Origin of the sequence: Isoptericola sp. NPDC019693, from assembly GCF_044389085.1 — a bacterium.
GTDB lineage: Bacteria > Actinomycetota > Actinomycetes > Actinomycetales > Cellulomonadaceae > Isoptericola.
The window spans coordinates 227,232-239,038 of the sequence record NZ_JBIRXP010000006.1 but is presented as its reverse complement, the minus strand read 5'-3'; the positions used below and the strand labels follow the sequence as shown (position 1 = coordinate 239,038).

The 11,807-nt window shown below is 77.4% G+C and carries 12 protein-coding genes; 3 read left to right on the top strand and 9 right to left on the bottom strand.

Annotated features, from left to right (window positions below; all coding sequences use genetic code 11):
• Positions 1-21: 21 nt before the first annotated feature.
• Positions 22-1,317 (top strand): M18 family aminopeptidase, encoded by a 1,296-nt coding sequence (locus tag ACH436_RS17955; RefSeq protein WP_430561556.1) that lies wholly within the window; start codon positions 22-24, stop codon positions 1,315-1,317.
• A 27-nt stretch (positions 1,318-1,344) separates the two neighbouring features.
• Here the strand turns inward: ACH436_RS17955 and ACH436_RS17950 are convergent, their stop codons facing one another.
• Positions 1,345-2,166: a transglycosylase family protein gene (locus tag ACH436_RS17950; RefSeq protein ID WP_430561555.1), complete on the bottom strand. Its 822-nt coding sequence runs from the start codon at positions 2,164-2,166 to the stop codon at positions 1,345-1,347.
• Positions 2,167-2,320: 154 nt separating this feature from the next.
• A complete protein-coding gene (locus ACH436_RS17945; protein WP_430561554.1) occupies positions 2,321-3,187 on the bottom strand; it encodes an LPXTG cell wall anchor domain-containing protein in 867 nt (288 codons plus the stop codon).
• 205 nt (positions 3,188-3,392) lie between these two features.
• Between ACH436_RS17945 and ACH436_RS17940 the strand changes: the two genes are divergently transcribed.
• Positions 3,393-5,999 (top strand): DEAD/DEAH box helicase, encoded by a 2,607-nt coding sequence (locus ACH436_RS17940; protein WP_430561553.1) that lies wholly within the window; start codon positions 3,393-3,395, stop codon positions 5,997-5,999.
• Complete coding sequence (locus ACH436_RS17935) at positions 5,996-6,865, top strand: HpcH/HpaI aldolase/citrate lyase family protein (protein ID WP_430561552.1); 870 nt, start codon at positions 5,996-5,998, stop codon at positions 6,863-6,865. Before ACH436_RS17940 ends, ACH436_RS17935 begins: the two co-directional genes overlap by 4 nt.
• A gap of 95 nt (positions 6,866-6,960) precedes the next feature.
• On the opposite strand, the gene ACH436_RS17930 is transcribed toward ACH436_RS17935, so the two are convergent.
• From ACH436_RS17930 to ssd, 7 genes are all read right to left on the bottom strand, one after another.
• On the bottom strand, positions 6,961-7,524 hold the full coding sequence (locus tag ACH436_RS17930; RefSeq protein WP_430561551.1) for an Rv3654c family TadE-like protein: 564 nt from the start codon (positions 7,522-7,524) through the stop codon (positions 6,961-6,963).
• Complete coding sequence (locus ACH436_RS17925; RefSeq protein WP_430561550.1) at positions 7,521-7,892, bottom strand: TadE family type IV pilus minor pilin; 372 nt, start codon at positions 7,890-7,892, stop codon at positions 7,521-7,523. Before ACH436_RS17925 ends, ACH436_RS17930 begins: the two co-directional genes overlap by 4 nt.
• Positions 7,893-7,924: 32 nt before the next feature.
• Entirely contained in the window at positions 7,925-8,197 is a 273-nt protein-coding gene (locus tag ACH436_RS17920) for a DUF4244 domain-containing protein (RefSeq protein WP_430561549.1), read from the bottom strand.
• A gap of 144 nt (positions 8,198-8,341) precedes the next feature.
• On the bottom strand, positions 8,342-9,016 hold the full coding sequence (locus tag ACH436_RS17915; RefSeq protein ID WP_430561548.1) for a secretion system protein: 675 nt from the start codon (positions 9,014-9,016) through the stop codon (positions 8,342-8,344).
• Positions 9,013-9,735 (bottom strand): type II secretion system F family protein, encoded by a 723-nt coding sequence (locus ACH436_RS17910; protein ID WP_430561547.1) that lies wholly within the window; start codon positions 9,733-9,735, stop codon positions 9,013-9,015. The genes ACH436_RS17915 and ACH436_RS17910 overlap by 4 nt, the downstream gene beginning before the upstream one ends.
• Entirely contained in the window at positions 9,732-10,892 is a 1,161-nt protein-coding gene (locus tag ACH436_RS17905) for a TadA family conjugal transfer-associated ATPase (protein WP_430561546.1), read from the bottom strand. The genes ACH436_RS17910 and ACH436_RS17905 overlap by 4 nt, the downstream gene beginning before the upstream one ends.
• Positions 10,889-11,728 carry a septum site-determining protein Ssd gene (ssd, locus tag ACH436_RS17900; RefSeq protein ID WP_430561545.1) on the bottom strand — a complete coding sequence of 280 codons (840 nt, stop codon included), beginning with the start codon at positions 11,726-11,728 and terminating at the stop codon, positions 10,889-10,891. The genes ACH436_RS17905 and ssd overlap by 4 nt, the downstream gene beginning before the upstream one ends.
• Positions 11,729-11,807: the final 79 nt, after the last annotated feature.

The following is an 11,807-nucleotide window of genomic DNA, read 5'->3' as shown; positions in this document are numbered from 1 at the left end:
CCGCGTGGGAAGATGACGGGCATGCCCGACGTCGTTCCCGCAGCAGCCCGCGCCCACACCGAGGACCTGGGGGCGTTCGTCTCCGCCTCGCCGTCGTCGTACCACGCCGCGCTGGAGGTGGCCCGCCGCGCGGAGGCCGCGGGCTACGTGCGGCTGGACGAGAAGGCCGCGTGGGACGTCGTGCCGGGCGGGCGCTACGTCGTCGTGCGCGACGGTTCGGTGATCGCGGTCGCCCTGCCGCCGTCGGCGGGCGCGACGACGCCGTTCACCATCCTCGGCACGCACACCGACTCCACCGGGTTCAAGCTCAAGCCGAAGCCCACGACCGGGCGCGACGGCTGGGTGCAGGCCGGGGTCGAGGTGTACGGCGGGCCGCTGCTCAACTCGTGGCTGGACCGCGAGGTGGAGCTCGCCGGCCGGCTGGTCACCGCGGACGGGACGGAGCACCTGGTGCGCACCGGCCCGATCGCGCGCATCCCGCAGCTCGCGATCCACCTCGACCGGTCCGCGAACGAGGGCCTGACGCTCGACAAGCAGCGGCACACCCAGCCCGTCGTCGGGCTCGGGGACGTGTCGCAGGCCGACGTGCTGGCGGAGCTCGCCGCGGCGGCGGGCGACGACGTCGCCGCCGACGCCGTGCTCGGCTACGACGTCGTGCTCGCCGAGACGCAGCCGCCGCGCGCGTTCGGCATCGGCGAGGCGCTGTGGGCGTCGCCGCGGCTGGACAACCAGCTCTCGACGCACGCCGCGATCACCGCGCTGCTCGCCGTCGCGCCCGAGGACCTCACCGGGATCGGCGTCGTCGCGGCGTTCGACCACGAGGAGATCGGTTCCGGCTCGCGCTCCGGCGCGGCCGGCCCGTTCCTCGAGGACGTGCTGCGGCGCGTGTCCGCCGGGCTCGGCGCGGCGGAGGACGAGCGGGCGCGGGCGTTCGCGGCGTCGCTGTGCGTGTCGTCCGACGTCGGGCACGCCGTGCACCCGAACTACCCCGAGCGGCACGACCCCGCGAACCACCCGCACGCGGGCGGCGGACCGATCCTCAAGATCAACGCCAACCAGCGCTACGCCACCGACGCGCACGGCGCGGCGCGCTGGCAGGCGGCGTGCGCCGCGGCCGGCGTGCCCAGCCAGGAGTTCGTCTCGAACAACGTCGTGCCGTGCGGCTCGACCACGGGGCCGATCACCGCGACCCGCCTCGGCATCCGCGTCGTCGACGTCGGCGCCGCGATCCTGTCGATGCACTCCGCGCGCGAGCTCACGGCCGTCGTCGACCCCTGGTACCTGTCCCGCGCGATGCAGGCCGTCCTCGCCGGCTGACCGGCGACGTCGTGGGCGCCGGCCGGGTCAGCGAAGGCCGAGCTTGCGGGTGCAGTGCGGCCACTGCCCCCAGCCGGCGCGGTCCTGCAGGATCTGCGCGCGCTTGGTCTGCTCGCCCTTGCTGTGGCGGTGCGGCAGCCCCTGGCCACCCACGGCGTGCCACGTGCGCCCCGTGAACTGGTACAGCCCGTAGAACCCGTTGCCGGTGTTGGTGCGGGGGTTCCCGCCCGACTCGCAGCGCGCGAGCTGCCCCCACACGTCGCGCTTCGAGATGCGGCTGGTCGAGATCCAGCCGGTCCTCCCGCCGGGGACCCGCACCTTGACGCGGTTGTTCTCGCGGCCGGTGGTCCGTGCCAGGACGGTGACCCTGGTGCCGAGACGTGCCTGCGTGACCTTCGTCGAGCGCGAGCCGATGTCCTTGGTCAGCGTGACCTTGCCGCGGGTGTACCGGGTGCCGGACACGTCCTTCAGCCGGACCTGAGTCACGGCCTTCTTCGACACCCAGCCGACCTTGCCCGCAGGGGTGCGCACCTGAAGGCGGTACCGGCCCCGGTCGAGGACCCGCAGCCTGGTGCCGGCGTCCGGCCGGGCGACGGTGCGGGAGCGGCTGGACGCCGTCTTCGTCAGGGCCGCCCTGTTCCACTTCACCCAACGGACGCCGCCGGCAGCGGCGGTGCGCACCGGCTGGGTGCGGGCGGACGGAGCGACGGCGGACCGGGTGACGGCGGACTGGGTGACGGCGTCCGCGGGGCTCGCAGTGGCCGCCGCGGCCGGCACCACCATCGTGGAGGTGACGAGCGCGCCGGCGACTGCGGCCACGACGGAACGACGGGCGGCGGATCGAGGCATGCGTTCCAGGGAACGATGTCACGATCGGATCACAAAACTGGTTCGCGAATGGTCACACGCTCTTCACCGGATGCGGACGCCATTCCGTGCCGAACGGCGACATCCCGCCGTTTCGGCCACTTCACCCCAGGCCGGACATGCCCGACTGCGCCCCTCAGGCGCGGCGTCGACGCCGCACGACCAGCAGCACCGCACCCGCCGCGAGCAGCACGGCCGCCGCGGCAGCCAGCCCCGCCACCGCCGCACCCGTGCGCGGCAGCTCGTCGGCGGCAGCCGACGCCTCGACGTCGCCCGCGGCCAGCGCGGCACCCTGATCCGGCGCGGCGGCGTCGACCGCCGCCGGCATCCCGCCCACGACCTGACCGGACGTCGCCGACGTGTCCGGGCGCGACGTCGCGGGCCCGTCCTCGCCCGCGGGCCCCGCATCGTCGCCGGACGGGAGCCCCGGCGTCTCGTCCTCGACGCCGGGCACGGCCGGCTCCTCCGCCGCCCCCTCCTCGGACGGCTCCGCGGGCGACGACGTCTCAGGAGGGGCCGCCTCGGTGTCGGGCCCCGACGGCCCGGGGGGCTCGACGGCGGGCGGCACCGCGGGCTCGGTGGTCGTCCGCGACGGCTCCGGCGACGGTTCGGGTGCGGGCTGCGTGTCCGGCGCGCACACCGGCTGCTGCCCACCCTCCCCGAAGTGCTCGTTGTACCCCTCCACCTGCACCCACGTGATGCAGAGGTCGGCGGGCGGCTGACCGGCCAGCGCCGACCACGGCAGGTAGGACTCGCCCACGTACGCACCTGAGGCCTGCCCGTTGAGCGTCTCGAAGTGGATGTGGGCGGCTCGCTCGGCCGCGCCCGTCGTGTACCGGATGTTGACGTGGCCACCGTCGCGGAACGCGTCCCCCGCGGGCAGGGTCAGACCGTCCGCGCCCACGGTGTAGGGCACGGGGTCGTCCGAACCTCCCGCCGCCGCAGGCGCGGCGGAGAGCAGGAGGAGGGCAGCGGCGGTCGCCGCCACGGTGGCGTGGCGCATCGATGATCCTTCGTCGGCGTCAGAGGAGGGCACAGCCCGGCTCCGAGCCGCGGAGCCGTCGGCAGCGCGAACGATCCTAGGTCCGGATGAACCGACAAGATACCTTTTGATGCGATTTCACCCTGATATCAGGACACAGTTCACCCACTGAGGACCCTGGTCGGGAACGACCGGAGCCGGTCGGTCCGGTGCGAGACTGTGGCCCGTGCCCGCCGCCCCCGACCCCGCCTCCGAGCCCGAGCCCGAGCAGCACCCGCTGCTCGACGTGCTCACCGCGCACGGGGCGCGGGCGGACCGGCTCACGCACGTGCGCACCTTCCCGGCGCGGGCCGGGGCGACCGCGGACTGGCCCGCCTGGGCGGACCCGGGGGTGGTCGCCGGCTACCGCGCGCTCGGCGTCGACCGGCCGTGGGCGCACCAGGTCGAGGCCGCCGACGCCGCCCGGTCCGGTCGGCACGTCGCGCTCGCGACGTCGACCGGCTCGGGCAAGTCGCTCGCGTTCTGGCTGCCCGCCCTCACGGCGGTGCGCGGCCCCGAGCCCGCCACCGTGCTCTATCTCTCGCCCACCAAGGCGCTCGCGGCCGACCAGCTCGCCGGCCTGGAGCGGCTGGTCGCGGCCGTGCCCGGCGCCCGGCCCCGCGTCGCGACGTGCGACGGGGACACCCCCACCGAGGAGCGCCGCTGGGTGACCGAGCACGCCGACGTGGTGCTCACCAACCCCGACTTCCTGCACTTCTCCCTGCTGCCCGGCCACCGGCGGTGGGCACGGCTCCTGCGCGGGCTGCGGTACGTCGTCGTCGACGAGGGGCACGCGTACCGCGGCGTCTTCGGGGCGCACGTGTCGCTGGTGCTGCGGCGGCTCGCGCGGCTGGCAGCCCACTACCGCCCGCTGTCAGACGCACAGCTCACCGGGGTGCTCCGAACGTCTGACGCGTCGGCCGCCGCTCCGGACCCGTCAGACGCACAGGTCACCGGGGTGCCACACGTGTCTGACAGGTCGCTGGTGTTCGTGGTGGCCAGCGCGACGACGGCGGAGCCCGCGGCGAGCACGGCGCGGCTGGTGGGGGTGGCGCCCGAGGAGGTCGTCGCGGTGACCACGGACGCGTCGCCGGCGGGACGGCGCACGTTCGCGCTGTGGCAGCCGCCGGAGGTGGCCGCGTTCGACCGGTCGCGGCCTACCGGCGACGCGCCCACGCACGACGACGACCCGTGGGCGTTGCCCGACCCGCTCGACCCGGCCCGCACGGAGCACGAGGCCGAGGCCGTGCTGACCACCCGCGGCGCAGCCGAGCACCCGCGGCGCTCGGCGACCGCCGAGACGGCGGACCTGCTCGCGGACCTCACGGCGTCCGGCGCGCGCACGCTCGCGTTCACCAGGTCGCGCCGCGGCGCGGAGTCGGTGGCGCAGCAGGCGCGCGACCACCTGCGCCCCGTGGCCGCCGGCCTGGAGGCGCGGGTGGCGAGCTACCGCGGCGGGTACCTGCCGGAGGAACGACGCGAGCTGGAGCAGGCGCTGCGCACGGGCGAGCTGCGCGGCCTCGCCACCACCAACGCCCTCGAGCTGGGGGTCGACATCTCGGGGCTGGACGCCGTGCTCGTCGCCGGCTGGCCCGGCACCCGGGTCTCCCTCTGGCAGCAGGCCGGGCGAGCCGGGCGCGCCGGCGCCGAGGGCCTCGTCGCGTTCGTCGCGCGCGAGGACCCGCTCGACACGTATCTCGTCACGCATCCCGAGGCGGTGTTCGACGCCGCGCTCGAGGCCACCGTCTTCGACCCGGCCAACCCGCACGTGCTCGCCCCGCAGCTCTGCGCCGCCGCGCAGGAGGTGCCGTTGCGCGGCGACGACCTCGCCGCCTTCGGCGACCCGCGGGCCGTGCGCGAGGTGCTCGACGTCCTCGTGGCGCGCGGCGCCCTGCGACGCCGCCCGTCCGGCTGGTACTGGACGCACGCGCAGCCCGCGTCGGCGATGGCGGACCTGCGCGGCACGGGCGGGCGGCCCGTGCGGGTGGTCGAGGCCACGACGGGGCGCCTGCTCGGCACCGTGGACGCCGGGTCGGCGGACGGCCAGGTGCACGACGGCGCGGTGTACGTGCACCAGGGCGCGACGTTCGTCGTGGACCACCTCGACCTGGCCGACCACGTGGCGCTCGTGGTGCGCAAGGACGTGGAGCACGGCACCTGGTCGCACGAGGTCATGGAGATCGCGATCGACGAGGAGGGGCACCGCCCGGTCGAGGGCCGCGACTGGGGCCCGGTGCGCTGGGGCCTCGGGCCGGTCGAGGTGACGAGCCAGGTGGTGAGCTTCCAGCGGCGCCGCCTGCCCGACATGCAGGTGCTCGGCACGGAGGCGCTCGACCTGCCGTCGCGCACGCTCGCCACGACCGCCGTGTGGTGGTCGGTGCCGGACTTCGTGCTCCGGGCGGCGGGCGTCTCCGCCGACGAGACGCCCGGCGCGCTGCACGCGGCCGAGCACGCGTCGATCGGGCTGCTGCCCCTGCTGGCCACGTGCGACCGCTGGGACCTGGGCGGCGTCTCGACGGAGCTGCACCCCGACACCGGCGAGGCCACCGTCTTCGTGTACGACGCGTACCCGGGCGGTGCCGGCTTCGCCGAGCGCGGGTACGAGCTCGGCGCGCGCTGGCTGCGCGCCACCCGCGACGCGATCGCCGCGTGCTCGTGCGCCGAGGGCTGCCCGGCCTGCGTCCAGTCGCCCAAGTGCGGCAGCGACAACGCTCCCCTCGACAAGTCCGCGGCCCTGCGCTTGTTGGATGCCGTGCTGAGCCACGCGCCGGCGGAACCTACCATCGTGAGGTGACTACCGAGATCGACCTCGCCGAACGCCGCCGTTCCCGCGAGGACACGCGCGTCGACCCCGCCAACTCCCGCTCGTGGCTGCTGCTGTCGGCGCTGCGGGACGACCTGTTCGACGCCGCCCAGCTCTCCCGTGCCGACCAGGTGATCCTCGACTGCGAGGACGCCGTCGACGACAGCCGCAAGGACGAGGCACGCCAGAAGGTCCTCGCCTGGTTCTCCCAGGGCGGTCGTGCCTGGGTGCGGATCAACGAGCGCGGGTCGCAGGCGTGGGCCGACGACGTCCGCGCCCTGTGGGACTCGAAGGGCCTGCGCGGCGTCATGCTCGCCAAGACCGAGTCGCCCGACCAGGTGGTCGACACGGCCCAGCGGCTCGGCGGCAGCGTGCCGGTGATCCCGCTGGTCGAGTCCGCGCTGGGCATCGAGGATGCCGTGAGCATCGCGCGCGCCCCGGGCGCCTTCCGCCTGGCCTTCGGGTCCGGCGACTACCGTCGCGACACCGGCACGGCCAACGAGTCCCTCGCGATGGCCTACCCGCGCTCACGGCTCGTCACCGCGAGCCGCATCGGCGGGCTGCCGGGCCCGATCGACGGCCCTACCGTCGGCACCAGCCACGCGCTGCTGCGCGAGCAGTCGGCGGACGGCGTGGCGCTCGGCCTCACCGGCAAGCTCTGCCTGGACCTGGAGACGCCTGCCGTCATCAACGAGTCCTTCAGCCCGTCCAGCGCGGACGTCGCGTGGGCGATCGACTTCCTGGCCGACTTCGAGGCGTCGGGCTCCGTGATCCGCGACGGCTCCGACAAGCCTCGCCTGGCCCGCGCCCGCAAGATCAGCGAGCGCGCCACGCTGTTCCACGTCAACCCGTCCTGATCCCCGCCGTCTCCCGGCCCGGGCGCGCCTCACGGCGACCGCTCGGGCCGGGTGGGCGGCGTCGGCACGGACGGCGACCCGGGCGGCGGCACGGTTCAGGTCGACCCCGCCCCGGTCGGTGCAGACACGGGCGCCGCACCCGGCCGCGGCCCGGCGCGGGCGTGCGCCCCGGCCGCGCCGAGCGCCCCCGCCCACGGCCCCACCTCCGGCCCGACGGCCGCGCGCGACGCGCGGACGCCGACGATGCCGCCGTCCTCCGGGACGCACGCCACCACCTCCCCGCCGTTGCGGCGCACGGCCTCGGCCGCCGTCGCGCACGGGTCGGCGCCCTGCCGCCACGCCGTGGCGGCGGCGAGCGCGCCCAGGTCCGCCGCGGCCTGGGCCGCCCCACGCGCGCGCTGCGCAGCACCGAGCGCGCCGACGGCCAGCGCGAGCAGCACGACCACCGCCGCCAGCGCGAGCACCACGACGGTCCCCGCACCCCGCTCCCGGTGCACAGCCCTCTCGTCCCGGTTCGCCCGGGCGTCGGCGGCGCACCGGTCCCGGTCAGCCCTGCCGACGTCGGAGCTCCCGTCCGTCGTCGTGCGCTCGGTCGCCGTACCGGCCGACGTGTCGCCGCTCGCACCGCTCTCGTGCGTGCCGTCGCGTGCGGCGCTCATGGCTCCACCCACGCCGTCGCGTCGCCGGACGCCCGCACGGGCGCACCGGCGAACCAGCCGCCCACCACCGGGCGGCTGACCGTGACCCGCACCCACGTGCCGTCCCGGCTGACGCTCAGCTCCGCGTCGTCCCCGCCGACCTGCGCGACGGCCTGCCGGGCCGTCGCGTCGTCCTCCCCGATGGCGTAGGCGCGCGCACCGGCCCGAGCCGCGTCCAGGGCGCGCATCTGCGCCGTGGACGCGGCCGCGAGGCTGAGCACCGCGACCAGCAGGAGGACCACCACCGGCAGCCCGACCGCGAGCTCGGCGGTCACCGCACCGCGCTCGCGGTCGGCACCCGCGTGGGCGCGCCCTCCGGGGACCCGCACCGTGCCGGCGCCTCTGCTGCGGTGCGGGCGCATCAGATCGACAGCGCCGAGCTGATGATGTTCTCCAGCAGGCCACGGACCGTGCCGCTCTTGAGCACCGCGATGAGCAGGCCGGCGAACCCGACCGCCGCCACGGTGGCGACGGCGTACTCGGCGGTCGCCAGCCCCGCCTCCGGGTCCGGCCGGTCCGGCGCCGGCTGTGCCCCGGGACCGTCGTTCCCGGCCGGGGGCGTGCCGGCCTCCGTCCCCGGTCCTGGCTCCTGCTCGTTCCTGGCCGCCGCGCGGCCCTCGTCGTCGTTCGTCATGGCTCCTGAGTGCTCCCTTCGTGAGCGTTCCTCGTGGTGTCCTTCTCGCGGCCGGCGCGGACGGTCCGGGCCGGTCGCGGCGCGCCCGCCCGGGGCGGGCGCGGGGACCCGGGCGGCGCCCGGGTCGTCGTGGGCCGGGCACGGTCACCCGGTCAGCAGGTCGATGCCCAGCGCGAGCAGGACGGGCACGAGGCCGACCAGCACGAACGCGGGCAGGTAGCAGGCTCCGAGCGGCAGCACGAGGCGCACCGCCAGCCGGGCCGCGGCCGTGCGGGCGGCCGCGCGGCGGGCCCGCAACAGCTCCTCGCCCGCGGCACGCAGCGCTCCGGTCGGGGACGCCCCGTCGGTCCAGGCCCCGCGCAGCGCCCGGTGTGCCGGGCCGAGCCGGGACGGGGCGTCGCGCCACGCGCCGTCCCAGTCCGCGCCCAGCCGCAGCGCGTCCGCGGCCGCGCGCAACGCAGCGCCGTCGACCGTGCCCCCGCCCCTGTCCGGTGCTGTGCCCGCTGCCGTGCCCGACGCCGCCGGGGCCACCGCGCCGTCCAGCGCCGCGCCCGTGGCCTCGAGGGCGCGCGGCACCCCGGCGCCCGCGCGCAGGGCCGCACCGAGGAGCTCCAGCACGACGGGCACGTCCACGGGGTCCGTCTCGTGCTCCTCGGCCGGCGGGTCCGCAGGGCCGTCCGACGCCAGGCGCGCCACCCTCGTGGCAGTGGCGGCGCGGCCCAGCCACCACGGCAGCACGGCGAGGAGCGCGGCCGCCGCCACCGCCCACGAGGCGCCCGCGACGGCGACGGCGCCGGGGTCGACGGACGACGCGCTCATGCCGCCTCCCCCGCCGCCCTCGCCGACGCGACCAACCGACGGGTCCAGGCCCACCCGGCCGCGAGCAGCAGGAGCCCCAGGCACACCGCGACGGAGCCGACGCCGCCGTCGACCGCCGTCGCCACCGGGTCGGCACCCAGCACCCAGCCGAGCGCCGCCCCCAGCAGAGGCAGCCACATCAGCACGCGCGCGGTCGCCCGGGGCCCGGCCAGCGACGCCTCCCGCTCCCCGCGGGCCTCCGCCTCGGCCACGAGGGCCCCGGACACGGCGTCCAGCACCGAGGCCAGCGGGGCCCCGACGTCCCGGGCGAGCACCGCCGCGGCCACCACCGACCGGGCGTGACCGGCCCCGCCGACCACCGGCGCCAAGGCCACCGGGTCCGGGACGCCGGTGGCGTCGGCCGGCACCCCGAGCGCCCGCGACCACGCCGCCGCCGGCGGCGCCCCGGCACGCAGCAGCGCCACGACCTGCGCGACGGCGACCCGCACCGCGTCCGCCTGCGTGGACTCGTGCCGTCCGCGGCGCAGCAGCCCCGCCGACCAGGAGCCGGAGCGCGGGTGCAGGGGGCGGACGAGGGAGTCCGGGCGCCGTCCGCCGCGAACCAGCACCAGCCACACCGCGAGTCCCACCCAGAGCCCGACGGCTCCCGGGCCGGAGGCGAGGTCCGCGGCGGTCCAGCCGCCGGTCCCGGGCCCGTGGTCCGTCATGACGACCGTCACGGCGCCCACCTCCCCACGAGCTCCTCCCACGCGACGTCGGGCCGCGGGTCCGCACCCGCCTCCCACGTCGCCGCGCGGCGGACCTCGAGCCTGCCGTCGTCGTCCCGCCCGACCAGACCGACCTCGGCGAGATGCCGCCGGCCGCCGTGCCTCCGCAGGTGGAGCACCACGTCCAGCGCGGCGGAGGCCTGCGCGGCGACCGCGTCACGCGGCATCCCCGCGAGGGCCGCGAGCGCCTCGAGCCGCGCCGGCACGTGCTCGACGGCGTTGGCGTGCACGGTGGCCATCCCGCCGTCGTGCCCCGTGTTCATCGCCAGGAGCAGCTCGCGCACCTCGGCTCCGCGGCACTCCCCCACGACGATCCGGTCGGGCCGCATCCGCAGCGCGCCGCGCACCAGCTCGGTGAGCGTCACCTCGCCCACGCCCTCGACGTTGGGCCGCCGGGCGGCGAGGGACACCACGTGCCGGTGCCGGGGCGCGAGCTCGCGGGCCTCCTCGACCACGAGCACCCGCTCGTCCGGCGGCACCAGGGACAGCAGCGCGGCGAGCAGCGTCGTCTTGCCCGTGCCGGTGCCGCCGGTCACCAGGAGGTTGGCCCGGCCGGTGACCAGACCGCGCAGCACGCCCTCCCACCCGGGCGGCAACGCGCCGCCGGCGACGAGGGAGTCCACCGAGTGCGCGGCCTGCCGCAGCACCCGGAGCGCGATGACCGCCCCCGCGGGCGCGACGGGCTCCACGACGGCGTGCAGGCGGGTGCCGTCGGGCATCCGGGCGTCGACGGTCGGGGCGGCGTCGTCGAGGCGCTGGCCGGCCACGGCCGCCATCCGGACGGCGAGCGCCCGCACGGCCTCCGGCGTCCCGAGGTCGAGGTCGGCACGACGCAGCCCGTCGCCGCGGTCCACCCAGACGTCGCGCGGGCCGTTGACGAGCACGTCGGTGACGTCGGGGGTGTCGAGCAGCTCCTGCAGCGGCCCGGCCCCGGTGAGCTCGGCCCGCGCGGCACGGGTGAGGTCGGTCAGCGCCGCCGACCCGAACACCCGCCCGGTCGCCCGCAACGCGTCGCGCACCACGCCGTCGTCGAGCGCCGTGCCCGCCGTGCCGACGCGGGCCCGCACGTCGTCGAGCAGGTCGCGGTCGACGAGCGCGCGACCGGTCACGACGCACCCGCCAGCGCCGTCACCAGCGGTGCCACGGCACGGCCGAGCGGCGTCCCGCGGCCGACGGGCGGGCCGTCGCCGCGGTCGACGGCGGCGGCCAGCCGGGCGTCCGCACGCACGGTCGTGGCCACCGGGAGCCCGACGGCGTCCCCGAGGGCCACCGCGTCGACGCGGCCCGGCGCGGGGCGCCTGGCGACGAGCCACGGGTCCCGGACGCCGAGCTCGACGAGCTCCGCCCAGGTGGCCATGGCCCCGGCGACGCCCGGGGCGGTGCAGGGCACGACCAGGAGCACCACGTCGGCCGCCGCCACGAGCATCCGCACGGCGGCGGTCCAGGCCGCGGGCCGGGGCACGTCGAGCACCACGGTCTCGCCGGCGTGCAGCAGCCCGGTGCAGACGTCCACGACCACCGCGTCGTCGGGGCGTCCCGGGCTCGACCGGGTCCCGGAGAGCACGGGGACGGAGTGCCAGCGGGGCAGCGCCGCGACCAGACCGACGCCGTCCACGTCGCCCCGGGCTGCGGCCAGCTCGGGCCAGCGGGCGCCGGGCTCGTCCTCGATGCCGAGCAGCACGTCGAGGCCGGGGCCGGGAAGATCGAGGTCCACGAGGACCGCGCCGTCCCCGGCCCGGCGGAGCCCCTGGGCGAGGGCCACGGCGACGGTGCTCACGCCCGCGCCGCCGCAGGCGCCGACGACCGCGATCGTCCGCCGGTCGTGCCCCGGCCCGTCGCCCCGCCCGCGACCCGGCGGCCACGACGCCGGGGGCGCGACGGTGCGCACCGGCCCGGGTGACGGGTCGGCCGGGCGGGGCAGGGTGCGAGCGAGGGCGTCGTTCATGCGCCCAGGCTGGTCCGCCGCCGGGGCCCGTCCGGGACGCGCCCGAGGATCTGTGGACGGAGGCCGCCTGGGGGCGGGC